Consider the following 26,094-nt stretch of genomic DNA (forward strand, 5'->3'; position numbering starts at 1 on the left):
GGCGCCCTGCCGCGCCCGGTCAGGGGCCGCCGGCGCCCTGCCAGGGGTCGTAGTCGACCTCCAGCGGCTCCTGCGCCGGCCGCTCCTCCTCCGGCACGTGCTGGAGGTTGACCCGGATCCGGTACCAGACGCTGCTGCGCCCGCGCATGCCGTCGACCAGCACGTCGGCGGCCTCCAGCAGGGCCGCGACCTCGGGGTGGCGGGCCTTCCAGCGGTCGAGCCCCGCCAGCGCCTCCTCCTTGTGCTGGGCCCTGGCGATCTCGATGACCGGCATGGTCTGCTGCCTGCGCCCGCTGCCCTTGGGCGGCTTGGGCGCGGGCCCGAGCTCCTCGGCCAGCTCCAGCAGCCCGTCGAGCGACCCGGCGTGCAGATCCATGTCCTCCCACGGGTCGCCCAGCTCGGCCAGCCGCTTGGGCACGCTGTCGACCGTGAACGTCTCGGGCCGGCAACCGGGCACCTCGTCCCAGGTCAGCGGCGTGGACACGCGGGCGTCGGGCACCGCGCGCACCGAGTACGCCGAGGCGACCGTGCGGTCGTAGGCGTTCTGGTTGAAGTCGACGAACACGCCGTGGCGCTCCTCCTTCCACCACCGGCTGGTCGCAAGGTCGGGGGCCCGCCGCTCGACCTCGCGGGCCACGGTCTCGGCCGCCTTGCGCACCTTCGCGAACGGCCACCGCCGCTCGATCCGGGCATAGACATGGAACCCGCGCGACCCGGACGTCTTGGGCCAGGCGACCAGTCCGTGGTCGGCCAGCACCTCCCGCGCCACCTGCGCGGTGGCCAGCACGTCGGCCCAGGCGACGCCGGGCACGGGATCGAGGTCGATGCGCAGCTCGTCGGGCCTGGCCAGGTCGTCGGCGCGCACCGGGTGGGGGTTGAGATCGACGCACCCCAGGTTGATCACCCAGAGCAATTGCGCCAGATCGGTGCAGACCACCTCTTCCGCGCTCAGCCCGGACCGGTAGCGCAGCTCGGCCACCTCGATCCAGTCGGGCCGCTTGGCGGGAGCCCGTTTCTGGAAGAACGCCTCCTGCTCGATGCCGTGGACGAACCGCTTGAGCACCATCGGCCGCCCGTGCACGCCGCGCAGCGCCGCCTCGCCCACCGCCTGGTAGAACCGGATCAGGTCGAGCTTGGTGTGGCCCGACTGCGGGAAGACCACCTTGTCGGGGCTGGTGATGTGGACGGAACGCCCCGCGACCTCGATGTCAGGCATGAGATCACAGTACGCGGCGGGTCCGACAGTCAGCCGGGACGCCACCCCCGGCTGCGCGCCTCCCAGTACGTCAGCCCGAGCCGCCGGTGCAGCGCGACCGCCGCCTCGTTGTGCTCGCGCGCCTCCCGGTCGCGGCCGAGCCGCCCGGCCAGCTCGGCCAGCACGTCGTGCACCGAGCCCCAGGCGGCGCTGCCCATCCCCATGACGATGAGCTGGCCGGAAATGGGCAGCAGCCGTTCGTACAGGTCGGCCGGGTCGGGCGTGCCGAGCCGGGCGGCCACCAGCCCCCAGACCGGGTGGAGGAAGTCCGCCGACCAGTCCTCGCGCAGCTCCACGCCCCACCGGCCGATCAGCTCCCTGGCGACCTCGGGCCGCCCGGCCTCCAGCGCCGCGAGGACGGCGAGCGGGCGCACCGGGCTCATCAGCGGCCGCTCCCCCGCCGCCACCAGCTCCTCCAGCAGCTCCGCGCCCCGGTCCTGGCCGCGCCGGCAGGTGTAGAGGGCGGCCAGGCGGCGCGCCTCGATCCCCCACAGGCTGCCGCCGTACGTGAGGCCGGGGAAGCGGCCGAGCAGGGCTTCGGCCTCGTCCCAGCGGGCGTGCAGGGTGTGCGCGGCGGTCTGCGAGACGCGGACCATCGCCTCCAGCTCGGGCCTGGCCACCTCGTGCAGGAGCTGCTCGCAGCGGTCCAGGTCCCTGGCCCACTCGGCCAGGTCGCCCGCGCGCAGCAGGCACGACATGCGCAGGACGCGTCCCACCAGCCGGGCCTCCCTGGGCAGGCCGGGAATGGCGAGCATCTCCTCGGCCGCCTTGAGCCGCACGTCGTTGCGGCCCGGGACGAACCCGGCGATCAGGTAGTTGTTCAGCGCCGTGGCCAGCAGCATCGGGTCGTCCAGGCCGCGGGCCAGCTCGACGGCCTCCAGCGCCAGCCGTTCGCCCTCGGCGCGGCGCGGGCCGTAGTGCAGCTCGATGCCGAGCGTGCCCAGCAGCGCCGCCCTGGACGCCGGGTCGAGGCCGCCGGCCAGCAGGTCCTCCAGCACCGTGACCATCGCCTCGTCCACGACGCCGTACGGCCGCCAGTTCCACACCGACAGGCCGCCGAACACCGAGACGGCGGCCACCAGCGCGTCCTTGTCGCCGAGCCGCTGGGCCTGGGCGACGGCCTCGTCCAGGTCGCGGCGGGCGCCGGCGGCGTCGCCCAGGGTGCGGCGGGCCCGGCCCAGCTCGACGAGCAGCCGGCAGCGCCGCGGCGAGTCGCCGGGCGGGAGGTGGGCCAGCGCCAGCTCCCACAGCTCGACGGCCTCCTGGTAGCCGTGCCGGGCGGCGGCCTGGGCCGCGGCCTCGGTGGCGTGCTCGACGGCCTTGGCCGCCCCACCCAGCCTGGCCGCCGCGGCGAAGTGGCCGGCCAGCAGCGCCGGGTCGGCGCCGGGCACGCCCTCCAGGGAGCGGCCGGCGCGCAGGTGCAGCCGGGCGCGGGCCAGGGTGGTCAGGCCGGCGTCGAGGGCCTGGCGGACGAGGGCGTGCGAGAAGCGGTAGTCGGCGGCCTCGGTCAGCAGCCCGGCGGCCAGGGCGGGCTCCAGGCCCGTCATGACGTCCTCGACCGGCTGCTCCACGAGCGCGGCCAGCAGGTCGACCGAGACCTCGCGGCCCGCGACGGCGGCGGCCCTGAGCAGGTCCCGCGTCGGCCCGGGCAGCCTGGCCAGCCTGCGGTCGATCACGTCGGCCGCGCCGGGCGGGACGAGGTGGCGTTCGCGTTCGGGCAGGCGCAGCAGCTCGGCGAGGTAGAACGGGTTGCCGCCGGAGCGGTCGAGCAGCTCCCCGGGGTCGGCGCTCACCTCGCGCAGGCGCAGGAAGTCGCGCACGCCTTCGGCGTCGAACGGCGCGAGCGGCAGCCTGCGGCCCTCCCTGGACAGCGTGCCCATCGTCTCGCGGAGCTGGGCCGGCTGGTCGGCGGGCTCGGGCCGGAGCGTGGCGATGATCAGGGCGGACGTGCCCGCCAGCTCGCCCGCGACGTGGCCGAGCAGCTTCAGCGACGAGGCGTCGGCCCAGTGCAGGTCCTCCAGCACCAGCAGGAGCGGGCCACCGCGCAGCGAGGCGAGCACGGCGTCGTAGAGGTCGAACAGCTCGGCGTGCGGGGACGGCGGGATCATGCCCGCCCGCGCCCACGGCCAGAACGCCGGGGCCCTGGGGTCGTCCAGGCATCTGCCCCACTCCACCCGGAACCCACGGGCGGCGGCCAGGTCGGCGGCGGCCCTGACCAGGCTGGTCTTGCCGATGCCCGCCTCGCCGGTGACCAGCGCCAGGCCGCCGTGCCCGGCCCTGGCGCCGCCCAGCAGCTCTTCCAGCGTCCGCAGCTCCGCCTCCCGTCCGACCAGGCGTTCTCCCGCCGCCCGTCCGCCCGCCGCGGCACTCGGTGCCGATGGGGCCTTCGCGTCGTCCGCGTCCGGTCGCCGGGGCGGTTCGGCGGCGGTCGTCCCGCCGGGGGCGTCCAGGGCCGGGGACTGGTCGAAGACGGCCTGCTCCAGGCGTTTCAGCTCCGGGCCCGGCTCGATGCCCAGCTGTCCGGCCAGCAGCCCGCGCACCCGGCGCAGCGCGGCCAGCGCGTCGGCCTGCCGGCCCGCCCGGTAGAGCCCGAGCACCAGCAGCCGCCAGGCCCGCTCCCGGTACGGATACGCCTCGGTCAGCGCCTCCAGGTCGGGCACGGTGGCCTCCCCCAGCTCCAGCCGGGCTTCGAGCAGGTCCTCCTCGGCCGCCAGCCGCAGTTGCCCCAGCCGGGCCGGCACGTCGGGCGCCAGCCCGGGGAACTCGGCCAGCGGCTCGCCGCGCCACAGCCCGAGCGCCCGGTCCAGCACCCGCGCCGCCTCGCCGTGCCGGCCCTGCCGCACCAGCCGGGCGCCGTCGGCCGCCCAGGTGGCGAAGCGGGCGACGTCCGTCTGGCCGGGCGCGATGTCGAGCAGGTAGCCGGGCTCGCGGGTGAGCAGCACTTGAGGCGGCGTGCGCGGCTTGCGTCCGGGTTCGAGCACCCGTCGCAGGTGCGACACGTACGCCTGGAGCGTGGCGGTGGCCCTGGCCGGGGCCTCCCCCGCCCACAGCTCCTCGATCAGCCGGTCCAGTGGCACGATCCGGCCCGGCTCCAGCGCCAGCATGGCCAGCACCGCCCGCTGCTTCCTGGTGCCGAGGTCGAGGCGGGCGCCGTCGTCGTCGTCCACCTCAAGCGGACCGAACAGTCTGAACTCCACGGGGCTCAAGTCAACCCCAATTCCCACGCAAGTGGGACCAAGCATCATCGATCACATGAACGAACTGAGGAACATGACGACCGGCCCCGTTCTCCTTCCCGGCGACGACGGCTTCGACCAGGCGCGCCGTCCCTGGAACCTGGCGGTCGAGCAGCCGGTGCGCGCGGTGGTCGAGGCCGCCGACGCCGACGACGTGGCCGCCGTGATCGGCTACGCCCGCCTGCACGGCCTGGCGGTGACCGCGCAGCCGGGCGGCCACGGCGCGTCGGGCGACACCGAGGGGACGATCCTGCTGCGTACCGGCCGTCTGGGCGGGGTGGCGATCCGCGACGGAGTGGCGCGCGTCGGCGCGGGCGTGAAGTGGGGCGAGGTGCTGGACGCCGCGAGCCCGCTCGGGCTGACCGGCCTGGCGGGCAGCTCGCCGGTGGTGAGCGTGACCGGTTACACCCTGGGCGGCGGTCTGAGCTGGTTCAGCCGCAAGCACGGCTTCGCCGCCGACAGCGTGCGCGCCTTCGAGGCCGTGGACGCCGACGGCGGCCGGATCACGGTCACCGCCGAGAGCGACCCCGAGCTGTTCTGGGCCCTGCGCGGCGGCGGCGGCGACTTCGCGATCGTGACGGCCATGGAGTTCGACCTGCACCCCGCGCCCTTCCTGTACGGCGGCCGGATCATGTGGCCGGCCGACCGCGCCGAGCAGGTCATGGCGGCCTTCCGCGAGGTCACCGCCGACGCGCCCGAGGAGCTGTCGGTGTGGTTCCAGCTCCTCACGCCGCCCGGCGCCCCCGGCTTCGTCATGGTCGAGTGCACCTACCTCGGGGCCGACCCCGGGACGCTGCTGCGGCCGCTGGAGGCCGTGGGCGGGGCGATCGCCGACACCAGGCGGGTGCTGCCGGTGGCCGAACTGGCCTCGATCTGCGACGAGCCGGTCGACCCGAGCCCCGGCATGGGCCACACCGAGCTGCTGACCAGGCTGGACGACGAGGTCGCCGGCGTGCTGACCGGGGAGCCGATCGAGCCGCTGCTGGCGGTGCAGGTCCGGCACCTGGGCGGGGCGGTGGCCAGGCCGGTCGAGGGCGGCGGCGCGGTGGAGCGGCTGCCGGAGCCGTACCTCGTGCACGCGCTGGGCCTGCCGTCGCCGGAGGTCTCGGAGCGCATCGAGCGGCTCGGCAAGGTGCTGGTGCCGTTCAGCAGCGGGCGGCGGCCGTTCACGATGCTGCACGGCGGGGAGCAGGCGGCGGCGGCGTTCTCGCCCGAGACGCTGGCCCGGCTGCGCGACCTCAAGCGCGCCCGCGACCCGCTCAGCGTCATCAGGTCCAACTTCCCGGTGCTCGGCTGAACCGATGGGCCCGGGAGCCGCGGGCGGCGGGCTAGGTGAGGTCGCCGTGACGGCCGGCGCCGGCGGCGAACCTGGCGGCGCCCGCCGCCGCGCCGGGCAGCGAGACCAGCCCGTGGCGCAGCTCGTTGCGCATGGCCTCCTCCTCGGTGAGGCCGTGCTGCTCCAGCAGCGACATGCGGTCGCCGCGCAGGCACGCCTGCGGGGACGCGGCGATCCGCGCGGCCAGCTCCTCGGCGTGCCGCCGGGCCGTGCCGGTGGGCACCAGGCGGTTGACCAGGCCCATGTCGAGGGCCTCCGGCGCGTGCACGGCGCGGCCGGTGAGTATCAGGTCCATGGCGCGCGAGGCGCCGATGAGCCGGGGCAGCCGGACCGTGCCGCCGTCGATCAGCGGCACGCCCCAGCGGCGGCAGAAGACGCCGAACACCGCGTCCTCCTCGGCCACCCGCAGGTCGCACCAGAGGGCCAGCTCCAGCCCGCCGGCCACGGCGTGCCCGGCGACGGCGGCGATCACCGGCTTGGACAGGCGCATCCTGGTCGGCCCCATCGGGCCGTCGCCGTCCTCGCCGACGTGGTTGTCCAGCGCCTTGAGGTCGGCCCCCGAGCAGAACGTGCCGCCCTCGCCCCACAACACCGCCACGGCCGCGTCGGAGCGCTCGAAGTCGCCGAACGCGTCCGTGAGCGCGCCGGCGGTCTCCCTGTCGACCGCGTTGCGCGCCGCCGGCCTGCTCAGGACGACGGTCGTGACGGGTCCTTCGCGCTCGACGCGTACGGTCATGCGGCCCTCCTCGGGGAGACCTGGCGAGCGTACTGTCAGGCGAGCGCCCCGGCCAGCAGCTCGTCGAAGTGGTCGGCGGCCGGGGCGTCGACGCCGCGCAGCGGGCCGCGGTCGGCCAGGTGCGCCTCGGCGTACAGGCGGGCGACCAGGGCCTTGCGCCCGTCGTCGAGCCCCCAGGCGGCCTGGTCCTCCAGCAGGGCGGCGGCGTAGACGTCGGCCATGAACTGGGCCAGCGGGTAGAGGCGTTCCTCGGCGAGCGCCGGGTCGAGCCCGTGCCAGGCTTCGACGGCCTTGGACAGGTCGTCGATCCGCGCGTTCACCAGGTCGGAGGTGGCCAGGGCGCGCAGGCGGGCCAGGAAGGGCACGTGGGCCTCCTCGCGCAGCATGGCGCGGCGCACGTCCAGGCACAGGATGTTGTCGCCACCCTCCCAGATCGGGTTGACCTGGGCGTCGCGCAGCAGCCTGGCCACCGGCCACTGCTCGATGTAGCCGTTGCCGCCGTGCACCTCGATCGCGTCGCTCGCCGCCGTCAGGCCGAGCCGGGCGGCGCGCAGCTTGATCAGCGCGGGGCCGAGCCGCAGCCGGGGGCCGACCAGGCCGTCGAACACCATCGCCTGGGCGGCCTCGACCTCGACGATCAGCTCGGCGAGCTTGCGGCGCATCAGCGGCTGGTCGATGAGCGGGCGGCCGAACGCCTCGCGGGAGCGGGCGTAGCAGATCGACTCGACCAGCGCCCGCCTGGCCACGCCGACGCCCATCATGGCGACGCCCAGCCGGGAGGCGTTGGTGAGCTTCATCATCGTCCCGAGCCCGGAGCCGGAGCCCTGGCCGGCCAGCAGGAACGCCTCGGCGCCGGTGAACTCGACCTCGGCCGAGGCGACCGAGCGGGTGCCCAGCTTGTCCTTCAGCCGCCGGATGCGCACGCCGTTGCGCGAGCCGTCGCGCCGCTCCCACAGCGCCAGGAACGGCGCCACCGCGCCGTCGGGCGTGCGGGCGAGCACCACGAACGCCGACCCGTTGGCGTTGGAGGCGAACCACTTGAACCCGGTCAGCCGCCACGCCTCCCCGTCGGGCTCGGCCCACGCCTCCAGGGCGGCCAGGTCGGACCCGCCGGTGCGTTCGGTGAACATCTGAGCGGCCTCGCCGGAGTAGTAGCCGTCGGCGAAGATCTCCCGGACCCGGTCGCGTACGTCCGGCGGCGCGTGCTTCTCGGCCAGCGAGACCACCATGTCCCCGCCGGTGCCGAGCGCGCAGCCCATCCCGATGTCGGCCTGGTCGAGCAGGTACGTCCAAGCCGCCGCCAGCGCGGACGGGTCCGCCCCGTTCGCCCGTGCCTCCTCGGCGAACGACGGCGAGGTGAAGTTGTCCTCCATGAGCGCCGCGCGGGCGGCCTCGAAGGACGGCGGCATGACGACCCGGCTGACGTCCCTGCCCCACTTGTCGTACTTCTCCAGGCGGGGCGGGTTGCGGTCGGTCTCCTCGGCGCACTCGGCGACCAGGCCGCCCATCAGCGCGCCGAGCCGTTCCAGGCGGGGCTCGGCCCAGGCGAAGCCGTCGCCGAGGTGGCGCCGCATGAGCAGGCGCAGCGTGGGGTCGCAGGTCCACCAGTTGCGCCCGGCCGCCCCCTGGTAGCGCTCGGTGGCGTAGCGGTCACTGTGGTCGAAAGGTTCGATGAGATACCGGCCCATACTCGCGAGTGTTACATATAATCAACACGCGATGGAAGACCGTAACACCTCACTCAGCGCCCGGTCGGCGGTCCTGAGCGCGCTGCTGGGCAGCCACCCGCCCCGGCTGCCCGTCCGGCATCTGGTGCGCATCGGCGCGCTGTTCGGCATCGCCGAGGGCACGGTCCGGGTGGCGCTGTCGCGCATGGTGGCGGCCGGCGACCTGACGCAGCAGGGCGGCCGCTACACGCTGTCCGAACGGCTCGTCGAGCGCCAGGCCCGCCAGGACGAGAGCCGCGACCCGCACACCAAACCGTGGGACGGCACGTGGGAGGTGGCGGTGGTCACCGCCGAGCGGCGCGCCCCGGCCGACCGGGCGGCGTTCCGGCACACGATGTCCGCGCTGCGCATGGGCGAGCTGCGCGAGGGCACCTGGCTGCGTCCGGCGAACCTGGTGCGCGCCTGGCCCGAGACCGTCACCGCGCAGTGCACGCTGATCGACGGCCGCCCGCACGGCGACCCCACCCCGCTGCTGTGGGACCTCGACGGCTGGGCGGCCGAGGCACACCAGCTGGAGCGGGCGCTCGACCGGGCCGACGGGCTGGCCGAGGGCTTCCTGGTCTCGGCCGCCGTGCTGCGCCACCTGCTGGCCGACCCGCTGCTGCCCGCCGAGCTGCTGCCCGCAGGCTGGCCGGGAGCCGCGCTGCGGGCCCGCTACGACGCCTTCGACCACCGCTACCGCGAGGTCCTGCGCGCCCACATGGAGGGCTGATCCCCGCCCCCACCTGGTGCCCCGCCCCGGCCCCGGCTCAGAGTGCGACGGCGAAGACGATGCGCTTGTTCCTGAACTCGGTGACGCTCCACAACTTGCCGCCGCGCACCGTCAGGTCCTCGGGCCCGATCGGGTAGGGCCTGGTCAGCAGCTTGTCACCGCTGTGGACGAGCAGCCTGCCGTTGGTGTTGCCGTCGGCCGCCTGGCTCAGGTACCACTTGCCGCCCCAGGAGACCGCCCCCTGGATCTTGGGGTGTCCCATGACGAAGGCGTCCTTGGGCGTGCCGTCGGTCAGGGGCAGGTTCCAGCGGGCGACCCACCCGCCGGGGTCGTTCTCCCGGTACTCGCCCGAGACCAGCGCGGGCGTGGCGCCGCTGCGGTCCACCGACAGGAACGAGAAGTGCGGCCCGCGCCGCGCGAGCTTCCAGCAGTCGGTCTGCGGCAGCAGGTAGCGGTAGCCGAAGGCGTGGAACTTGCCGCCGGAACGCCCGACGCGCGCGGGATCGCCCAGGTCGCTCTGGACGGTGCGCAGGTCGAGCAGGTTGCCCAGGTCGAACACGCGCAGGCCGTTGTAGGTGTCGGCGACGTAGAGCAGGTCGCCGTGGCAGGCCAGGCCACCCGCGTGCACGTCGATCGGCTTGTACGTCCCGTCGGGCGCGGCCTCGACCAGCAGCGCGTGCTGGTACTTCAGCGTCCGGGGGCTCAGGAACGACACCCTGATCCCCCGCTCGCCCGGCGTCGGCTTGAAGTACCAGCTCACCAGGAGCACCGGCACGCCGATGCTGCCGGACTCCTCGCCGCAGGTCACGCCCTGCGGGTACCAGTCGACGGTGTCCTGGTCCTTGCCGTCGAAGGCGTACCAGTCCGACGGCCTGGGCTGCATCGAGCCCAGCGCCGCCGTGGCGCCCTTGTGGACGGCGGTCCTGTTGGCGTGGGCCAGCAGGGCCTCGACCCCGGTCGCGCCGATCTCCCCGGCCAGCTTCGCCGCCCCCTCGGCCAGGGTCCCCGTGGCCCGCGTTAACGCGTAGGGCGCCTTATCGGCCGGAACCATCCCCGTCGCCGCCATATCTGCCTCACTTCGTCCGTCTCTCGGAGTAGTTTGACGGACGAACGGCGGCATTTGTTGGCGTTCAATCCCACAGATGCACCGGCAGGCCCGACAGGGCCAGCTCCCGGTAGCGCCGCACGAGCCGTTCCCGGTCGCCGCCGAAGCGCGCCAGCGCCTCGCGCTGCCAGACCGCGCCGGTGCGCCGCAGCCGGGTGCGCTGGGCGATGACGTCCAGGGCGGTGTCGGCGTCGTGCGGGGTCACCCCGTGCGCCAGCAGCGCGGCCCGCGCCTCGGGCAGCAGCCTGAGCACCAGGTCGGCGGCCTCGAACTCGCCGTCCAGGCCCGGCCAGGCCAGCTTGGCCTCCAGCCCGTCCTGGGCGGCGCGGTAGAAGTTCTGGTACGCCTCGGCGAACCGGTAGCCGGTCAGGTCCCGCTCGGCCTGCGAGAGCGTCAGCCCCAGCAGGAACGCCGTGTTCGCGGTCATGTCCGCGCACGAGGGCCCGGCGGGCAGCGCGCGCATCTCGACCCGCAGGTGCCCGCCGTCGGCCGGGTCGTAGACGGGCCGGTTCCACTGCCAGATCGTGCCCTGGTGCAGCCGCAGCTCGGGCACCTCGTGCGGCTCGGCGCCGTCGGACAGGTCGGGCACGATCGGCTCGTAGTCCTGCACGTACCGCTCGAACAGCTCGTGCGCGCCCTCCCGCACCCAGTCCGAGCCGAACGTGACCCGCCCGTCCCTGCGCCCGCGCCGCTCCACGTCGCGGTCGTCGGCCGCCTCCTCCATCAGCGCGATCCGCGTCTCCGCCCACAGGTCCCTGCCCAGGAAGAACGGCGAGTTGCCGCACGCGGCCAGCACCGGCCCGATGGCGAGCTGGGCGGCGTTGAACAGCCGGGCGAAGCGGTCGGGCGGCGTGCGGATGTGCACCTGCCAGGAGGTGTTGGCGCTCTCCAGGATCACGTCCTCCACCGACAGCTCCAGGTCCTCGATCTTGACGAGGAACGGCTCCAGCCGCAGCCGCCTGATGCCCCTGCTCATGGCCCGGTAGCGGTTCTGGTCGCTCAGCGCGCCGCGGGTGAAGTCCTTCGCGTCCAGCGTGGGCAGGATGCCGATCGGCAGCGCGCCGCCGTCCTCGACGGCGGCGTCCACCTTGGTCACCGTCTCCTGGATCTCGGCCCCCATGCGCTCGAAGGGCGCGCCCGCCAGCGGCGTCGGGGTGAGGTTGACCTCAATGTTGAAGCGGCCCAGTTCGAGCACGACGCGCGGGTCGTCGAGCTGGTCCCGGACCTCGTCGTTGCGTGGCAGCGGCCGTCCTTGCCGGTCGATCAGGAACAGCTCCAGCTCGGCCCCGATCGTGGCCGGCCCCTGCCCGAAGCCGGGGGTTTCGAGCAGCTCGCGAAGCGTGCCGAGTTGCTCCCGGATGCGTTCTCCGAAGCGCGCGTACTCCGCCTCGGAGAACCGCTCCTTGTCCAGATCTCGTCCCATCGCCCCCTTCTGTCCACTACGCAGGTGTCCACACCTCACCAGGCGATCGGTCCGTCATCCTCCAGGTAGGCGCCGGTCGGGCCGTCGGCGTCCAGGGTCGCCAGCCGTACGGCGACGGCCGCCCCCTGCTCGGCGGTGCGGAAGCCGGTGTGCCCGTTGAGGTCGGTGGCGCAGTAGCCGGGGTTGGCGGCGTTCACCTTGATGGAGGTGTCCATCAGCTCCTTGGCGTAGCAGACGGTGATCATGTTGAGCGCGGTCTTGGAGGAGTTGTAGACGGCGAAGTTGAGGTCCCAGAACGGGCCGCCCGGCGTGAGTGCCAGGCTGATCGAGCCCAGCTCGCTGGACATGTTCACGATCCGGCCCGCCGGCGACCTGCGCAGCAGGGGCAGCATGGCGTTGGTCACGGTGACCACGCCGAACACGTTCGTCTCGTAGACGTCCCTGAACGCCTGCGCGCCGGCGGCGCTCGGGACGCCCCCGTCCAGGCCGCCGGCGATCCCGGCGTTGTTGACCAGGATGTCGAGCGAGCCGTACTCGGCCTCGATCCACTTGGCGGCGGCGGCCACGCTCGCCTCGTCGGTCACGTCGATCCGCACGTACGGCAGGCCCAGCCGACCGGCGGCGGCCCGCCCGCGCTCCTCGTCGCGGGCTCCCACGATCGCGGTGATCCCCCGCTCCGACAGCAGCCGCGCGATCTCGTGGCCGATTCCCTTGTTGGCGCCCGTGATGAGGGCAGTCGTCGTCATGGCCCAACGTTCTCCCAGGTCGGAAGGGGTGTGGGAGAGACCCGCGGAAGCTGGGATCAGCGGTACCACCTTCGCGAGCCCGCTCACCTGGCCTCAGGACGGAGGATGGAGGCATGAACCGCGACGAACTGGCCGCATTCCTGCGCAGCAGGCGCGCCCGCGTCACCCCGTCCGACGTGGGGCTGCCGGGCGGTGACCGCCGCCGCACGCCGGGCCTGCGCCGGCAGGAGGTGGCCCAGCTCGCCGGGATGTCGATCGACTACTACATCCGGCTGGAGCAGGGCAGGGGCCCGCACCCGTCGCGCCAGGTGCTCGGCGCGCTGTGCCGGGCGCTCATGCTGGACCAGGACGAGCGCGCCCACCTGTTCCGGCTGGCCGGCCGGCTGCTGGAGGCCCCCCGCATCCGGGAGGACGTGCCCGCGGGCATCCTGCACCTGCTCGCCTTCCTGGAGGACGTCCCCGCCTACGTCCTGGACGCCCGCTACGACCTGCGCGCCTGGAACCCGCTCGCCGCCATGCTCATGGGCGACCTGGACTCCCTGCCTCCCGACCGGCGCAACGTGATCCGCTGGGTGTTCATGTCGCCCGGCATCGCCGAGCACCTGTCCGACGAGGAGAAGGGCCGCTTCGCCCGCGCCTCGGTCGCCGACCTGCGCGTGGCCGCCGGGCGCTACCCCGACGACCGGGCGCTCCAGGCGCTGGTGGCGGAGATGCTGGCGCTCAGCCCCGAGTTCGCCGAGCTGTGGGCCGGGCACGAGGTCGAGGTGCGCAGGGAGCAGCGCAAGCAGGTCACCCATCCGCTCGTCGGCACGATCGACGCCATCTGCCAGGTGCTGCCGTGGCCCGACCGCGACGACCTCCGGCTGGTGCTCTACACCACCGAGCCCGGCTCGCCCTCCCACCGGGCCTTGCGCGACCTGCGGCGACTCACTCTAAGCTCATGAGATGCGAGCGGTTGCCTTTGACGTCTTCGGCGGGGAACTCGACCTGCGCGAGCTGCCCGATCCCACCCCCGCGCCCGGCGGGGCGGTGATCAGGGTCGAGGCGACCGGTCTGTGCCGCTCCGACTGGCACGGCTGGCAGGGGCACGACCCCGACATCACGGTCTTCCCGCACGTGCCCGGCCACGAGCTGGCGGGCGTGATCGAGGCCGTGGGCCCCGACGTGCGCGGCTGGCTGCCGGGGGCGCGGGTCACCGTGCCGTTCGTCTGCGCCTGCGGCACCTGCGCGGCCTGCGCGACGGGCGAGCAGCAGGTGTGCGAGCGGCAGACCCAGCCGGGCTTCACCCACTGGGGCTCCTTCGCCGAGTACGTCGCCGTCGACCACGCCGACGTCAACCTCGTGCCGATCCCCGAGGAGATGGCCTACGCCACCGCCGCCGGGCTCGGCTGCCGCTTCGCCACCGCCTTCCGGGCGGTCGTCCAGGTGGGCGAGGTGCGTCCGGGCGAGTGGGTGGCGGTGCACGGCTGCGGCGGCGTCGGGCTGTCGGCCGTGATGATCGCGGCGGCGTCCGGGGCGCGGGTGGTGGCGGTGGACATCAGCACCGACGCGCTGCAACTGGCCGAGCTGGCCGGGGCCACGCACTTCGTCAACGGCTCGGCGGGTGACACGGCGGCCCAGGTCAGGGAGCTGACCAGGGGCGGCGCGCACGTCTCGCTCGACGCGCTGGGCAGCCCGCGCACGTGCGCGGCCTCGGTCGAGAGCCTGCGCAGGCGGGGGCGGCACGTCCAGGTCGGCCTGCTGCCGGGCGGGCCGACGCCGGTGCCGATGGACCGCGTGATCGGCCACGAGCTGCGGCTGCTGGGCAGCCACGGCATGGCCGCGCACGCCTACCCGCCCATGCTGGAGCTGATCAGGGCCGGGATCCTGCACCCCGACCAGCTCGTCACCCGGACGATCGGCCTGGCCGACGCGGGCAAGGCGCTGGCCTCGATCGGCTCGGTCCCGGGCGTGACGATGATCGTGCCCGGCGGCTGACCGCCGGGCCGGGCTCACTCCTCCAGCTGCACGCCGAGCGCCCTGAGCACCAGCGCCAGCATGGAGTAGTGGGCGACGAGGACGACCAGCTCGATCCTGCGCACCTCGTCGTAGCGGTCGCACAGGGCAGCCCAGGTGGCGTCGGTGAGGTCGCCCGCGTAGTGGAGGTCGTCGGCCACCTGTAGCACCAGGCGGTCCTCGACCGGCCAGAGGGCGTCGAGCTGGCGGACCGACTCGATCTCCACGTCCGTCAGGCCCGCCTCGCGGGCGATGCGGGCGTGATGGGTCCACTCGTACGCGCTGCGGCTGTGGAAGGCGGTGCGCAGGATGGCCAGCTCGCGGTCGCGGGCCGGCAGCGTGCCGTTCAGCAGGGCGCCGCCGAAGCGCAGCCAGCCCTCGTAGACCGCGGGGTGCCGGCCCAGCGTCGTGAACACGTTCTGGGGGTTCGCCTGCTGAAAGTCGTCCCATTCCGCGGGAGGCAGGGGCTTCACTCGAGGCTTCATGGCTTGACCATTCCCCAAATGAGCGCCCTCTTGCGGGGGACGGCTTTACCCTCACTTAGGGGGACTTTCCACAGTGCGGGCAATAGGTCAGGATTAAGACGCCCGCAGGACGTTGCAAGCCTGGTCGACCGCAAGGATCCCATGGTGATTCGAACGTTGCTCGCTGAGGACATGCACCTGGTACGAGGGGCGCTTGTGGCGCTGCTGGCCTACGAGGAGGACATCGAGGTCGTCGCCGAGGTCGAGCGGGGCGACCACATCCTGGCCGCCGCCCAGTCGTGCCGTCCGGACGTGGCGGTGCTCGACATCGCCCTGCCGGGCATGGACGGGCTCGCCGCCGCCCGCGAACTGCACGACAAGCTGCCCGGCTGCGGCGTGCTGATCCTGACCGGCGTCGGCACCCCCGGGCTGCTGAAGCAGGCGCTGGAGGTGCACGTACGGGGGTTCATGGCCAAGGACGCGCCGCCGGAGCGGCTGGCCGACGCCATCCGCAGGGTCGCCGACGGCGAGCGGGTCATCGACTCGGAGCTGGCCATCGCCGCCATGCGCCCCGAGGAGCCGCCGCTCACCCCCCGCGAGCTGGACGTGATCGGCGCGGCGGCCGACGGCGCCTCCATCGGGGAGATCGCCGCCTCGCTGTTCCTGGCCGAGGGAACGGTCCGGAACTACCTGTGCCGGACGACGGCCAAGCTGGGTGCGCGCAGCCGCATCGACGCCATCCGCATCGCCCGCGAGTCCGGCTGGATCTGACCTCCTGCCGCCTCCCCTCAGCCGCCCGCCGCCCGGTCAGGGCCGGGTGTGGGCGGCCAGGAAGGCCAGGACGTCGGCGGCGAGCGCGATGGACCGGCTGACGGCGCGGGCACCGTGGCCGACGTCGCGCTCGTGGCGCAGCAGGACGGGACGGGAGCCGTCACCGGCCCACTGCATGGCCGCGCACATCTTGCGGGCGTGCATCGGGTCCACGCGGGTGTCGGCGGCCGAGACCGTGAACAGCGTCGCCGGATAATCCGCGTCCCGGCGGACGTGGTGGTAGGGCGAGTAGGCCAGCAGCCAGGCCAGATGGTCGGGGTCGCAGGGGTCGCCGTACTCGCCGGTCCAGGACGGGCCGAGGCCGCTGCGGTGGTAGCGGGCCATGTCCAGCAGGCCGGCCGAGCAGACGGCGGCGGCGAACAGGTCGGGGCGCTGGGTGACGGCCGCGCCGACGAGCAGGCCGCCGTTCGACTCGCCCCAGATGCCGAGCTGTTCCGGGGTCGTCCAGCCGTCGGCGACCAGCTTCTCGGCCGCGGCGACGAAGTCGTCGAAGACGTTCTGCTTGCGTTCCAGCATGCCGTCCCGGTGCCAGGACTCGCCCTCCTCGCCGCCGCCGCGCAGGTTCGCGATGGCCAGCACGCCGCCCGACTCCACCCAGGCCAGCGAGTCGGCCGCGTAGCCGGGCATGAGGGGGATGCCGAAGCCGCCGTACCCGTTGAGTATCGCCGGGCGGGGGCCCGACCCGGAGGAGAGCGCGACCACGACCATGCGCACGCGGGTGCCGTCGGCGGAGGTGTACTCGACGTGGTGGCTCTTCACGTCGGGCAGCGCGACGCGGCCGGGCGGGGCGGCCCACAGGGTGCTGGCGCCGGTCCGGGCGTCGTAGCGCCAGATCTCGGCGGGGGTGACGGCGTCGGTGTAGGTGAACCAGGCCTCGTGGCCGCCCTCGGGGCGGGAGGTGAGCGAGGCGATCGAGCCGCTGCCGGGCAGGGGCACCTCGCCCAGCCGCTCGCCCGTCCTGGCGTCGTGCACGGCGATCTCGCCGACCGCGTGGCGGGTCCTGGAGACCAGCAGGCGGTCGCCGTCCAGCAGGGTGAACGCGCCGAGCACCGCCCGGGGGTCCTCGGGGACCAGCTCGCGCCACACCTCCGGCTCGGCCGGGTCGGCCACGCACAGCCGGCGCCGGGGGGCGTTGCGGTCGGTGAGCAGGTACAGGCGGCCGTCGGGGGCCACCGCGCCCGCCGTGCGCACGTGCGTCCCCTCCTGTACGGCCCGCAGCTCCGGCCGCTCGGGGTCGCCCGCGGCCAGGTCCGCCAGCCAGAGCGAGTTGCCGACCGTGCCGCCCGCCGAGATCGTCAGCCAGCGGCCGTCCGCGCTGATCTGCACGCCGTACGAGACCGGCCCGCCGGTCAGGACGGGGACGTCGTCGGGGACGCCGAGCCGGTGCAGGTGCACGCCCTCGTGGAAGCGCACGTAGTAGAAGCCCTCGCCGCCGGGCAGCCAGGCGACCGGCGAGTAGCGGCAGCCGCCGATGGGGCCGTCCACGAGCTTGCCGGTGTCGACCTCCTCGACGTACAGGTCGGCCTTCTCGTCGCCGCTGCGCGAGATCTGGTAGGCGACCAGACGGCCCGACGGGTCGGGTTGCCAGTCGTCCAGGGTGGTCAGGCCGGTGGGGTCGCGGTCGGCGGGGTTCAGGAAGGGCCGGTCGTCGCAGTAGAGGACCGGGTGCTCCTGGCAGCCGGTCTGCCGCAGGTGGAAGCACCGGCCGCCGCGCCACACGGGCGGGGTGACCAGGCCCGTGACGCTCAGCTCGGTGAGCCGGGCCAGGAAGCGCTCGCGGTCCGGCAGGCGCGCGGCGGCCTCCCGCCACAGCCGGTCCTGCCCGGCCAGCCACTCCTCGGTACGGGGGTCGAGGGGGTCCTCCAGCCAGCGGTACGGGTCGGGGACGTCGTGCCCGCCGAGGCGGTCGGTGACCGGTTGACGTTCGGCGGGCGGGTACTCGTCTGCAAATGTCATGACACGGGCTCCGGTTGCCAGTGGCCGGCCAGGTCGGCGTACAGGGGCGAGACCCGGATCAGCTCGTCGTGCGTGCCGATCGTGATCCGGGGACCGTCCATGAGCAGGACGCGGCGGGCGCGCAGCGCGGAGGTGAGGCGGTGCGCGACCACGATGAGCGTGCCGCCCCTGGCCGCGAAGGCGTTCTCGGCCAGGGCTTCGGCGGCGGGGTCCAGGTGACAGGTGGCCTCGTCCAGGATGACCAGCGGGGCCTCGGTCAGGTGGGCGCGGACGAGGGCGATGAGCTGCCGCTGCCCGGCCGACAGCGCCGCCGGGTCCAGCGTGGCGTCGTACCCGCCCAGGCTCTCGACCAGCTCTCCGGCGCCCAGGGCGGCCACGGAGCCGTCCAGGTCGCCGGACCCGGGCACGAGATAGGCGAGGTTGTCGCGCAGCGTGCCGCGGAAGACGTACGCCTCCTGCGGGATCAGCACGCGGGCGGCGGGGTCGGCCCGGCCGGCGGGGACGCCACCGATCAGCACCTCCCCCTCGCCGGGCGGCAGGATGCCGCTGAGCAGGGCGGCCAGCGTGGACTTGCCCGCGCCGCTCGGCCCGACGACGGCCAGGTGCTCACCCTCGGGGACGGCGAGGTCGAGGCGGTCCAGGACGGGCGCGGAGTGCGGCCCGTAGGAGAAGGTGACCGACCGGAGCGCGACGTCGGCGCCAGCCGGGCGGACCCTGGGCGGGGCGGGCGGCGGGGGCGGCGCGGCGGCGGCGATGCGGCGCAGCGTGGCCACGAGCCGCACGCCGCTCACCCCGAGCCCCTGGACGAGCCCACCGAGCGCGGGTGCCAGCGACTGGGTGACGTAGGCGAGCGCGCCGACGATCACGCCCGGCCCGGCGCCGCCGTCGAGCAGCCACGGGGTGCCGGCGAGCAGCAGGACGACGGGCAGCCAGCCGCCGACGGCCAGCGCGGCGGTGCGCACCGAGGTCACCCTGGCCAGCGCGCGGGCGGCGTCGCGCTGCGCGCCGACCTGGCGGGCCAGCCGCTCGTCCTCGCGGTCGGCCAGGCCGCACGCCTCGATGTCGCGCAGCCCGGTGGCCGTCGCGGTCATCGACCGGGCCAGCTCCTCGTCGGCCAGCAGGAACGCGCGCTGCCGCCGGGCCAGCGCGGGCAGCGAGGCCAGGAAGAACGCCAGCCCGGCCGCGAACGGCGGCAGCACCAGCACGAGCGTGCCCGGCGCCAGCGTCAGCAGCCCCAGCACCACGCTGACCAGCGTGAACGCGAACCCTCTGACCGTGGTGACGACGGCGGCGAAGGCGTCCCTGGCCAGCTCGACCTGGAGCCCGGCCCGTGCGGTGGCCGCGCTGTCGGGCCGCTCGGCGAGCGGGCGGCGCAGCGCTCCCTGCACCACCCGCGTCAGGAGGCCGTCGCGGAACGGCTCGGCCACGGCGGCCACGGCCAGCACCACCTGGCGGGCGCCGACGGCGGAGACCAGCCACGCCAGCCCGAGCGCCGCCAGCCAGGCCAGGCCGGTCAGCGGCCTGGCGCGGGCGAAGCCGTCCTCGATGGCGCGGGCGACCGCGTGCCCGACGAGGAACGCGGGCGCCGCCTCCAGCACCGACCACAGCAGGATCGCGACCAGCCGCCGCGGCTCACGGACGAGCACCCGCCAGAACCCGGCGGGGGCGCCGGGGATCGAGGGGCCGTCAGGGGCCGCGGGAACGTCCGGGGCCGGGGTCATGGGGGGCCCTCCTGGAAGACGGCGCGGTAGGCGGGGTCGCGCCACAGGGCGTCGTGGGGGCCGGCGGCGCGCACCCGGCCCTCGTCGAGCCAGACGACCTGGTCGGCGCGGGCGGCGGTGGCCAGGCGGTGGGCGGTGATCAGGCGGGTGCGACCCCGGGGATCACCGGTGAGCGCCCGGCTGACCTCGCGTTCGGTGACGGTGTCCAGGCTGGAGGTGGCGTCGTCGAGCACCAGCACCCGGTCCCCCCGCGCGAACGCCCTGGCCAGGCCGAGCCGCTGCCGCTCGCCGCCGGACATGGGGGTCTCGGCCAGCGGCGTGTCGTAACCGGCGGGCAGGCGGCGGACGAACCCGTCGGCGCGGGCCGCCATGGCGGCCTCCCGTCCGGCCTGGGAGCCGGGGACGGCGCCGATCGCCTCGCCGACGGTGTCGCCGACCAGGACCGGGCGCTCGAAGGCGTAGCCGATGGCCGATCGCAGGCCGTCGCGGGTCAGCTCGCGCAGCGGGACGCCGTCGAGCAGCACGTCCCCGCGTTCGGGGTCGGTCAGCCGGCCGGCGAGCGCGGCCAGCAGGGACTTGCCGGAGCCCGACCGTCCCACCACGGCGGTGACCGTGCCGCCGGGGATCGTCAGGTCGCCCACGGTGAGGCCGTTCGCGGCGACGTCCCGGAACTCGACCGTGCCGGGGCCGGACGGGAGCGGGCGCGTGCCGTAGGAGACCGGCGGCAGGGCGAGGACGTCGGCCACCCGGGCGGCGGCGGCCCGCGCCCTGGCCAGGCCGCCGATGTAGCCGAGCGAGGTGCTGAGCGCGGCGCCGAGCGCGGCGTAGCGGGCGGCGGCGTACAGGTCGCCGACGGTGAGCCGCCCGGCGGCCAGCATGACCCCGCCGGCGGCCAGGACGGCGACCTCCAGCAGCGGGATCATGAGCCCCGACCGGACCCCGGCGGCGGCGTTCGCGCGCCACAGGGCCATGCCGTGCGCGCGCAGCCGGGGCAGGGGCGCGAGCACCCGCCGGGCCTCCTGGCCCGCGGTCCCGGCGGCGGCGATGGTGCGGGCGCCGTCGAGCGCGTCCACCAGGCGGGCCGCGATCTCGCCCTGGACCTCCTGGTAGCCGCCGGAGATGACGGTCGTGGCGCGCAGGAAGGCCCGCAGGACGAACACGATGAGGACGATGCCAGCCCCGAGCGTGAGGGTCAGCAGCGGATGGATGAGGGTGAGCGCGACCAGGGCGCCGGCGGTCGGCACCAGCAGGGCCAGGGCGCCGGTGACCGTCTCGGGGGCCCGTCCGGCCTCCTCGGCGTTCAGCCCGGCCCGGGTGACGAGGTCGCCCTCGGGGAAGCGTCGGGTGGCGGCCCGGCCGACGCCGAGCACGTGCCGCAGCACGCCGAGCCGCAGCCGGGCGGCCGCGTACGCGCTGCTCGCCCCTCTGGCCCAGCCGCCGAGGCTCTCGCAGAGCACCACCACGGCGACCACGCCCGCGCACAGCACCAGAGCGGTGGCGGCGCCGGAGGAGCGGGCGAGGAGCAGGTCGAGCGTGCGGCCGACGAGGAACGGGACGGCCAGCTCACCGGCCGCGCCGGCGACGGCGGTGACCGCCAGCACGGCGGGCCACGGGCCGCAGCGCCGTACGGCGTCCGCCACCAGGCGGTCTCCCGGTCCCACCTGCCGGCCTCCTTCAGACTCGGGAGGTCCCCGCGCCACCACGAAACGGCGCGGGGACCCTGTCAGCTATCAGTGGCAAAGAGCGACACTGAGGTTGCTCGGGTGGCCCGAGTGACACGTGAGAGCAGTGAGCGAGCTGCCGCCGCTGGCCACGTCGCTGGCCGCGGGAGCCTCCAGACCCTGCAGGTCGAGAAGAACCATGTTCTACACCTCCTTCCACGGTTGATCATGCGCAGGCCGCTCGGGTGCGGCCTCCAGGAACGGCAGGCGTGCCGGCTGGTCTCCCAGCACCGCCCCGAGGGCGAACAGCACGCCGGCCGTTCCGGTCGCGAAATCCATGGACAGGCGCAACAGCCCGTCACCGGGGAAGGCCAGGCCGCCGCCGTACGGCATGGCGTGCCAGCTCAACCCCTTGATCAGCTCGCGGGCCACCGGATCTCCGGCGAGCGCCGCGATGATGCCCGCGCGGCCGGTGAACAGCCCCGGCTGGACGAAGAACCCGGAGCGGGCGACCAGCTTCAGCCGGTCCAGCTCCGCGGCGAGCTCCTCGTCGTCGCGATGCACGAGATGACGTCCGAGCACCAGGGCGATGCCCACGGAGCCCTCGTCCAGGTAGGGCAGCGTCCGCCAGCCCTGGTCCACCTGGAGCGAGCCGTCCTCCGAGGCCCGGCAGCGACGCAGGTCCTGCCTGAGCGCGATCTCGGCCAGGTCGAGGAGCGCGTGGTCGCCGGTGTGCTCGTAGGCGTGCAGGAAGAGCAGGGCGGAGCCGGACGAGCCGTACATGAGGCCCGCTCTCGGGTTGTCGCCGCCGCTGATCCCGGGCACGTCCTCGGGGCCGCCGAGGCGGTCGGCGCACATGTCCACCGCGCGCATGGCGTGCTCGGCCAGGGCGGGCTCGGTCCGGCCGAGGCGCAGGAGGTTCAGGCCGATGCCGGGCAGGCCGGAGAACAGGGCCGTCTCCAGGCGGTCCCACTGCTCCCGCAGGGCGATGTCGACGACGTCGAGCGCGTCCTGGCGGTGTCCGAGCCGGTCGAGGACGTGGGCGATGCCGTGCAGGCCGTCGTACAGGCCGATCCCGGAGCCGGCGGCGGGGCGCAGGGCGCGTTCGCGCAGCCATTTCTCGTACTCGGGGAAGGGGCCGAGGCCGGTGGCCGACAGGGCGAGCAGGACGCCGGCCGCGCCGGTCGCGATGTTGAGGCCGCCGCCGGGCCTGAACTGGGCGACGTCGCCGGGGAAGAGGCGGTCGTCGCGGCCGGGGGTCGCGGCCGCCCGGATGGCCCGGCACATCGCGTCCCGCAGCTCGGCCCAGGTGGCCGTCCCCGGCATCGGCACGGGGGTCTCGACGGCCTGGTCACCCGCGATGGTCGCGGCGGCGGTGTCCATGAAGGCGGCGGGGACGGGGAAGGTCTCCTTGACGATCCGCGCCAGCTGGACGATCTTCGGCCGGTGTATCGGCAGCATGATCGTGCACTGCGGGGCGAACAGGGCGAACCGCAGGCAGGCCAGCGCGTACCGGTCGACCTCGACGCCGTGGCGGTCGCGCGGCGCGGCGAAGGCGGGGTGGGCCAGCGCGGCCCTGGCCTGGTCCGCGGCGAGGGTGGCGACCTCGTAGTCGATGAGCACGACCCGGTCGTCCTGGGTGATCAGGATGTTGTCGGGGTGCAGGTCGCCGAAGACCACGCCGCGTCCGTGCAGCGACGCGACGGCCTCCTCGACGCTCTCCAGGGTCGTGGTGGCCCAGGCGGTGTACTCGGCGAGGTCCTGGTCGGTGCAGGTGGCGCGGGTCAGCGGGAAGCGGCGCACCAGCCGCCGCTGGAGCGGGGTGCCGTCCACGAACTCCTGCACGAGGAAGTGGTGGCCGCCGATGCTGAAGTAGTCGCGCAGCCCGGGGGCGGCGGGCAGGCCGGCCAGGCGGCGCAGCATGTCGCGCTCGTGCTGGAGCCTGGCGACCGCGTCCCGGCCGGCCACATCCAGCCCGGCGTGCGGCCTGGCCTCCTTGAGCACCACCCGTTCGTCCGTGCGGGTGTCGCGGGCCAGGTAGACGCCGCCGCCGTTGGAGAAGTGCAGCACGCTCTCGATCCGGTACGGCAGCTCTTCCATGGTCACGGCGTTGCGCGCGGCCAGGTGGGGTTCCAGGAACTCGGGCAGCGTCGTCCAGGGCGGCACCGAGAACGTCGCGCCGCGCACGTCGGGGATCAACGTGCCGTCGCCGTCCTCGACGGCCAGCACCCGCTCCCCGGACGGGGACAGGCAGTGCCGCTCGGCGAACCCGCCGTACCGGACGAACATCGGCCCCTCGCCGTAGCGCAGGTCGCTCAGGATGTACGGCCCCTCGACGCCGCGCAGCAGCTCGTCGAGCTCCTTGAGCACGAGTTCGAGCTGGCCCTCGTCCCGGGGGTAGATGGTGATCAGCTTGCCGCTCGACGCCCGGGAGGCGGCCTTGGAGTTGACCATGACGAGCACGGCCGGGCCGCGCAGGAACTTGAAGGCGACCCCGCGGGGCACGCAGTAGTCCCACACGGTCTGGACGACCTTCTCGGCGTCCTCGACCCGGGCCGACACGTGGATCTTCCAGCCCTGGGTCGGCAGGGGCGCCTCCTGGGTCGGCATGTAGTAGGCCCAGGTGTCACTGAGGTCGTGGGCCCAGCCTTCCGGGACGGGCCGGCGCAGCTGGGGGAAGTCGGCGTCCGCCGCCGTGCTGTGGTCGGGAGTGTCGTAGAAACACTGGTCCACAAGGCAGTAGAGCTCGTACTTGTCCATTTGGCGCGGCCCTCCGAGGCGGTGTGCTTAGAGCCTGCCGCAGCCGCGCCGGGGCGCACTAGTAACACGCAACATAAGTCATATATGGCTATGGAATGCGCTTTGATGTGTTTTTCACAAAAGGTAATTATCTGCGCGGGGCATAAACACTGAAAGAGAACTGCCCGCCGCGCGACGTGGACGCCTCCAGCCAGCCGCCCAGCTCCGAGACGCGTTCGGCCAGGTTGAGCAGGCCCTGACCGGCGTCGCCCGGCCGGCGCGGGGGACGTACGCCATCGTTCCTGATCGACAGGCGGACCACGTTGTCGCGTTCCATGAGCTGGATCCAGCACTGCCCGGCCTCGGCGTGCCGCAGCACGTTCGTCACGCCCTCGCGCAACGCGTGCGTGAGGGCCTCCTCCACGTCAGGGTGCAGATCGCGGCAGGCCACCCTGATCTGGCAGCGCACCCGCGCCGACTCCAGCAGCGCCCGCGCCGAGCTCATCTCGGCCGCCAGCGAGGAGCTGCGCAGGCGTCCGTGCGCGACGGCCCGGACGTCGGCCGACAGCTCCCGCAGCAGGTCGAGCGTCTCGGTCAGCTCCTGCCGGGCCTTCTCGTCACCCTCCGCCACCAGCCGCTGGATGAGCCGCGCCTTGAGCGTCAGGACGGTCAGCCGGTGCCCGACCAGGTCGTGCAGGTCGCGGGTGAAGCGGCGGCGCTCCAGCGTCACGGCCTGGCGCATGACGTCGGTACGGGCCCCGGCCAGCCGGCGCACCTGGGCCAGCAGGCTCAGCAGCGCGAACTCCACGACGCCGACCAGCGGGCAGGCCAGCGCCCACGCCGGCTCGACCTGCCAGGAGGGCGCGGCCAGCAGCACCGGCCCGCACGACAGCGCCAGCACCACCAGCACGACCGACCTGATCCGGGACGCGACCACCAGCAGGGCGCCCGCCAGCAGCCCGCACACCGGCGTCCAGGCCGGCCCGAACACCGCCAGCGGCACGTACGTGAGCCACGCCTGGACGGCCACCAGCCACCACGCACCGGCCCGGCGCGAGGGCTCCTCCAGGACGAACCTGCCGTGCACCGTGAGCAGGACGGCCAGCGCGACCGACCCCTCGACCACCAGCCCGGACCCGGCCAGCCCGGCCTGCACCGGGATCGCCAGCCCGACGCCCCCGGCCACCAGGCCGAGCCCCCCGGCCCAGGACGGCGACGAGAGACTGTGCATCCTGGACCGTAATCGAGGCGTCAGGCCACGGTGTGTCGAGTCCACCTCACCCCCGGTACACGGTTGATGCGTCGGGACAGTACGCGTGGCGAGTGCGCTCACCGCTGCCTCGTTCCTCTAATCGACCTGATCGCGAAGCCCCGTGTAAAGGCCGAGGCCGCTTCCGGACACGCTGACTTCCCACCCCACAACAGGTTAGACAGTTCATATCAGCCATAGGGTGGCGGTATGGAATACATGCGACTTGGCGCGACTGGTATGAAAGTTTCTCGCATCTGTTTGGGGATGATGAGCTACGGCGACCCGGCGCGGCAGGAATGGGCGCTGCCCGAGGAAGAGGCCGAGCCGATCATCCGCCGGGCCGCCGACGCGGGCGTGACGTTCTTCGACACCGCCGACATCTACAGCCGGGGCCAGAGCGAGGTCGTCACCGGCAGCGTGCTGCGCCGGATCTTCCCCCGGCGCGAGGACTACGTGCTGGCCACCAAGGTCTACTTCCCGATGGGCCGGGGCGCCAACGACCGCGGCCTGTCGCGCAAGCACATCCTGTCCGCCGTCGACGCCTCGCTCGACCGGCTCGGCACCGACTACGTGGACCTGTACCAGATCCACCGATGGGACGACGAGACCCCCATCGAGGAGACCATGGAGGCACTGCACGAGGTCGTCAGGTCGGGCCGGGCCCGCTACATCGGCGCGTCCACGATGTGGGCCTGGCAGTTCGCCAAGGCCCAGCACGTGGCCGAGGCCAACGGCTGGACCAGGTTCGTCTCGATGCAGAACCACCTCAACCTGCTCTACCGGGAGGAGGAGCGCGAGATGCTGCCCCTCTGCGCCGACCAGGGCGTGGGCGTGATCCCGTGGAGCCCGCTCGCGCGCGGCGTGCTGGCCCGGGCGGGCTCGGCGGGCTCGGCGGCCTCCGCGACCGCCAGGACCGGCTCCGACCAGCGCATCGACTTCCTGTACGACCCCGACAACGACCGGCAGATCCTCGACCGGGTCGCCCAGGTCGCCGCCGAGCGGGAGCTGCCGCCGGCCCAGATCGCCCTGGCCTGGCTGCTCAACCGGCCGGGGATCACCGCGCCGATCGTCGGGGCCACCAAGGACCGGCACGTGGACGACGCCGTCGCCGCCGTCGGCCTCACGCTGTCGGACAGGGAGATGGAGTTCCTGGCCGAGCCGTACCGGCCGCGGGAGGTCAAGTTCTGATCACCGGGATT

General features: G+C 74.1%; 20 protein-coding genes. 6 read left to right on the plus strand and 14 right to left on the minus strand.

Going from position 1 to position 26,094, the window contains the following annotated elements; translation table 11 throughout:
* Positions 1-19 precede the first annotated feature (19 nt).
* Together ligD and ABZ815_RS22920 are read right to left on the minus strand one after the other, a co-directional pair.
* Positions 20-1,216: a non-homologous end-joining DNA ligase gene (gene ligD, locus ABZ815_RS22915; protein ID WP_357700994.1), complete on the minus strand. Its 1,197-nt coding sequence runs from the start codon at positions 1,214-1,216 to the stop codon at positions 20-22.
* Between the two features lie 29 nt (positions 1,217-1,245).
* Complete coding sequence (locus ABZ815_RS22920; protein ID WP_357700996.1) at positions 1,246-4,452, minus strand: BTAD domain-containing putative transcriptional regulator; 3,207 nt, start codon at positions 4,450-4,452, stop codon at positions 1,246-1,248.
* 55 nt (positions 4,453-4,507) lie between these two features.
* On the opposite strand from ABZ815_RS22920, the gene ABZ815_RS22925 reads away from it, so the two are divergent.
* Positions 4,508-5,788 (plus strand): FAD-binding oxidoreductase, encoded by a 1,281-nt coding sequence (locus ABZ815_RS22925; protein ID WP_357700998.1) that lies wholly within the window; start codon positions 4,508-4,510, stop codon positions 5,786-5,788.
* A 31-nt stretch (positions 5,789-5,819) separates the two neighbouring features.
* Here ABZ815_RS22925 and ABZ815_RS22930 read toward each other — a convergent pair whose 3' ends face one another.
* On the minus strand, positions 5,820-6,563 hold the full coding sequence (locus ABZ815_RS22930; protein ID WP_357701000.1) for a crotonase/enoyl-CoA hydratase family protein: 744 nt from the start codon (positions 6,561-6,563) through the stop codon (positions 5,820-5,822).
* Between the two features lie 35 nt (positions 6,564-6,598).
* On the minus strand, positions 6,599-8,251 hold the full coding sequence (locus ABZ815_RS22935; RefSeq protein ID WP_357701002.1) for an acyl-CoA dehydrogenase family protein: 1,653 nt from the start codon (positions 8,249-8,251) through the stop codon (positions 6,599-6,601).
* A gap of 31 nt (positions 8,252-8,282) precedes the next feature.
* On the opposite strand from ABZ815_RS22935, the gene ABZ815_RS22940 reads away from it, so the two are divergent.
* A complete protein-coding gene (locus tag ABZ815_RS22940) occupies positions 8,283-9,002 on the plus strand; it encodes a PaaX family transcriptional regulator C-terminal domain-containing protein (protein WP_357701004.1) in 720 nt (239 codons plus the stop codon).
* Positions 9,003-9,039: 37 nt separating this feature from the next.
* Here ABZ815_RS22940 and ABZ815_RS22945 read toward each other — a convergent pair whose 3' ends face one another.
* The 3 genes from ABZ815_RS22945 to ABZ815_RS22955 form a co-directional block, all read right to left on the minus strand.
* Entirely contained in the window at positions 9,040-10,053 is a 1,014-nt protein-coding gene (locus tag ABZ815_RS22945; protein ID WP_357701006.1) for a hypothetical protein, read from the minus strand.
* A 79-nt stretch (positions 10,054-10,132) separates the two neighbouring features.
* Complete coding sequence (locus ABZ815_RS22950) at positions 10,133-11,530, minus strand: glutamate--cysteine ligase (protein WP_357701008.1); 1,398 nt, start codon at positions 11,528-11,530, stop codon at positions 10,133-10,135.
* A 35-nt stretch (positions 11,531-11,565) separates the two neighbouring features.
* Positions 11,566-12,276, minus strand: a complete 711-nt coding sequence (locus ABZ815_RS22955; RefSeq protein WP_357701010.1) for an SDR family oxidoreductase — start codon at positions 12,274-12,276, stop codon at positions 11,566-11,568.
* A 113-nt stretch (positions 12,277-12,389) separates the two neighbouring features.
* On the opposite strand from ABZ815_RS22955, the gene ABZ815_RS22960 reads away from it, so the two are divergent.
* Together ABZ815_RS22960 and ABZ815_RS22965 are read left to right on the plus strand one after the other, a co-directional pair.
* Positions 12,390-13,220, plus strand: coding sequence for a helix-turn-helix transcriptional regulator (locus ABZ815_RS22960; protein WP_357701012.1), 831 nt, complete (start codon positions 12,390-12,392; stop codon positions 13,218-13,220).
* A gap of 1 nt (position 13,221) precedes the next feature.
* Entirely contained in the window at positions 13,222-14,253 is a 1,032-nt protein-coding gene (locus ABZ815_RS22965; protein ID WP_357701014.1) for a zinc-dependent alcohol dehydrogenase family protein, read from the plus strand.
* Between the two features lie 14 nt (positions 14,254-14,267).
* Here the strand turns inward: ABZ815_RS22965 and ABZ815_RS22970 are convergent, their stop codons facing one another.
* Positions 14,268-14,756 carry a carboxymuconolactone decarboxylase family protein gene (locus ABZ815_RS22970; protein WP_357701016.1) on the minus strand — a complete coding sequence of 163 codons (489 nt, stop codon included), beginning with the start codon at positions 14,754-14,756 and terminating at the stop codon, positions 14,268-14,270.
* A 141-nt stretch (positions 14,757-14,897) separates the two neighbouring features.
* Between ABZ815_RS22970 and ABZ815_RS22975 the strand changes: the two genes are divergently transcribed.
* Positions 14,898-15,506, plus strand: coding sequence for a response regulator transcription factor (locus ABZ815_RS22975; protein WP_357701018.1), 609 nt, complete (start codon positions 14,898-14,900; stop codon positions 15,504-15,506).
* Between the two features lie 36 nt (positions 15,507-15,542).
* On the opposite strand, the gene ABZ815_RS22980 is transcribed toward ABZ815_RS22975, so the two are convergent.
* The 6 genes from ABZ815_RS22980 to ABZ815_RS23005 form a co-directional block, all read right to left on the minus strand.
* Entirely contained in the window at positions 15,543-17,522 is a 1,980-nt protein-coding gene (locus ABZ815_RS22980) for a prolyl oligopeptidase family serine peptidase (RefSeq protein WP_357701020.1), read from the minus strand.
* Positions 17,519-19,243 (minus strand): ABC transporter ATP-binding protein, encoded by a 1,725-nt coding sequence (locus ABZ815_RS22985; protein ID WP_357701022.1) that lies wholly within the window; start codon positions 19,241-19,243, stop codon positions 17,519-17,521. The genes ABZ815_RS22980 and ABZ815_RS22985 overlap by 4 nt, the downstream gene beginning before the upstream one ends.
* Positions 19,240-20,904 carry an ABC transporter ATP-binding protein gene (locus tag ABZ815_RS22990; RefSeq protein ID WP_357701024.1) on the minus strand — a complete coding sequence of 555 codons (1,665 nt, stop codon included), beginning with the start codon at positions 20,902-20,904 and terminating at the stop codon, positions 19,240-19,242. The genes ABZ815_RS22985 and ABZ815_RS22990 overlap by 4 nt, the downstream gene beginning before the upstream one ends.
* A 69-nt stretch (positions 20,905-20,973) precedes the next feature.
* Positions 20,974-21,105: a SapB/AmfS family lanthipeptide gene (locus tag ABZ815_RS22995; protein WP_352327332.1), complete on the minus strand. Its 132-nt coding sequence runs from the start codon at positions 21,103-21,105 to the stop codon at positions 20,974-20,976.
* Between the two features lie 3 nt (positions 21,106-21,108).
* Positions 21,109-23,664, minus strand: coding sequence for a class III lanthionine synthetase LanKC (lanKC, locus tag ABZ815_RS23000; protein ID WP_357701026.1), 2,556 nt, complete (start codon positions 23,662-23,664; stop codon positions 21,109-21,111).
* 127 nt (positions 23,665-23,791) lie between these two features.
* Positions 23,792-24,874 (minus strand): histidine kinase, encoded by a 1,083-nt coding sequence (locus ABZ815_RS23005; RefSeq protein WP_357701028.1) that lies wholly within the window; start codon positions 24,872-24,874, stop codon positions 23,792-23,794.
* A gap of 228 nt (positions 24,875-25,102) precedes the next feature.
* Between ABZ815_RS23005 and ABZ815_RS23010 the strand changes: the two genes are divergently transcribed.
* Positions 25,103-26,083: an aldo/keto reductase gene (locus ABZ815_RS23010; RefSeq protein WP_357701030.1), complete on the plus strand. Its 981-nt coding sequence runs from the start codon at positions 25,103-25,105 to the stop codon at positions 26,081-26,083.
* Positions 26,084-26,094 lie beyond the last annotated feature (11 nt).

The organism is Nonomuraea sp. NPDC047529, assembly GCF_040642995.1.
GTDB lineage: Bacteria > Actinomycetota > Actinomycetes > Streptosporangiales > Streptosporangiaceae > Nonomuraea.

Bases quoted from the DNA above. Each gene is read 5' to 3' on its own strand.
- ABZ815_RS22925 (WP_357700998.1), top strand. From the start codon at position 4,508: ATGAACGAACTGAGGAACATGACGACCGGCCCCGTTCTCCTTCCCGGC.
- ABZ815_RS23005 (WP_357701028.1), bottom strand. From the start codon at position 24,874: ATGCACAGTCTCTCGTCGCCGTCCTGGGCCGGGGGGCTCGGCCTGGTG.
- ABZ815_RS22955 (WP_357701010.1), bottom strand. From the start codon at position 12,276: ATGACGACGACTGCCCTCATCACGGGCGCCAACAAGGGAATCGGCCAC.
- ABZ815_RS22965 (WP_357701014.1), top strand. From the start codon at position 13,222: ATGCGAGCGGTTGCCTTTGACGTCTTCGGCGGGGAACTCGACCTGCGC.
- ABZ815_RS22975 (WP_357701018.1), top strand. From the start codon at position 14,898: ATGGTGATTCGAACGTTGCTCGCTGAGGACATGCACCTGGTACGAGGG.
- ABZ815_RS22950 (WP_357701008.1), bottom strand. From the start codon at position 11,530: ATGGGACGAGATCTGGACAAGGAGCGGTTCTCCGAGGCGGAGTACGCG.
- ABZ815_RS22985 (WP_357701022.1), bottom strand. From the start codon at position 19,243: ATGACCCCGGCCCCGGACGTTCCCGCGGCCCCTGACGGCCCCTCGATC.
- lanKC (WP_357701026.1), bottom strand. From the start codon at position 23,664: ATGGACAAGTACGAGCTCTACTGCCTTGTGGACCAGTGTTTCTACGAC.
- ABZ815_RS22935 (WP_357701002.1), bottom strand. From the start codon at position 8,251: ATGGGCCGGTATCTCATCGAACCTTTCGACCACAGTGACCGCTACGCC.
- ABZ815_RS22995 (WP_352327332.1), bottom strand. From the start codon at position 21,105: ATGGTTCTTCTCGACCTGCAGGGTCTGGAGGCTCCCGCGGCCAGCGAC.
- ligD (WP_357700994.1), bottom strand. From the start codon at position 1,216: ATGCCTGACATCGAGGTCGCGGGGCGTTCCGTCCACATCACCAGCCCC.
- ABZ815_RS22980 (WP_357701020.1), bottom strand. From the start codon at position 17,522: ATGACATTTGCAGACGAGTACCCGCCCGCCGAACGTCAACCGGTCACC.
- ABZ815_RS22970 (WP_357701016.1), bottom strand. From the start codon at position 14,756: ATGAAGCCTCGAGTGAAGCCCCTGCCTCCCGCGGAATGGGACGACTTT.
- ABZ815_RS22940 (WP_357701004.1), top strand. From the start codon at position 8,283: ATGGAAGACCGTAACACCTCACTCAGCGCCCGGTCGGCGGTCCTGAGC.
- ABZ815_RS23010 (WP_357701030.1), top strand. From the start codon at position 25,103: ATGGAATACATGCGACTTGGCGCGACTGGTATGAAAGTTTCTCGCATC.
- ABZ815_RS22945 (WP_357701006.1), bottom strand. From the start codon at position 10,053: ATGGTTCCGGCCGATAAGGCGCCCTACGCGTTAACGCGGGCCACGGGG.
- ABZ815_RS22930 (WP_357701000.1), bottom strand. From the start codon at position 6,563: ATGACCGTACGCGTCGAGCGCGAAGGACCCGTCACGACCGTCGTCCTG.
- ABZ815_RS22960 (WP_357701012.1), top strand. From the start codon at position 12,390: ATGAACCGCGACGAACTGGCCGCATTCCTGCGCAGCAGGCGCGCCCGC.